At 38.8% G+C, this 441-nt stretch carries 1 protein-coding gene; it reads right to left on the bottom strand.

Going from position 1 to position 441, the window contains the following annotated elements; translation table 11 throughout:
- A partial coding sequence (gene tnpA, locus QBK89_RS15060; RefSeq protein WP_284141817.1) for an IS200/IS605 family transposase occupies window positions 1-310 on the bottom strand: 310 nt, incomplete at its 3' end.
- Between the last annotated feature and the right edge of the window lie 131 nt (window positions 311-441).

Below are 441 nucleotides of genomic sequence, written 5' to 3'. Positions count from 1 at the left end.
TGCGGTTCCCATGATTGTACTTTAGGTTTGCATGTCTGTCATGAATCATTAAAGAGCTTTTACCTTTTAAGTAACCCATAAAGTAAGATACTGACATCTTTGGTGGTATTTTCACCAGCATATGGATGTGGTCAGGCATGGCATGAGCCTCGATAATTTCTACATCTTTCATCTCACATAAACGCCTTAAGATCACCCCGATGTCTCTCCTTAATTTTCCATAAATTACTTTCCTTCTATACTTGGGTATAAAGACAATGTGATACTTACAATTCCATCGGGTGTGTGATAAACTATTGTCACTCGACATGAGTAGTTCTCCTTTCGTATATAGAGTCGGTTTGACGGCCAGCTCTATTATACCGAAAGGAGATTTGTCTGTTACAACTCTACAAGTTGAATTCTCACACAGGCAGAGCCTGTGGTTTTAAAACCAGTAAT

This window comes from Virgibacillus sp. LDC-1, from assembly GCF_030137545.1.
In the GTDB taxonomy this organism is placed as follows: Bacteria; Bacillota; Bacilli; order Bacillales; family Amphibacillaceae; genus LDC-1.
This window is presented reverse-complemented; position numbering and strand designations above follow the sequence as displayed.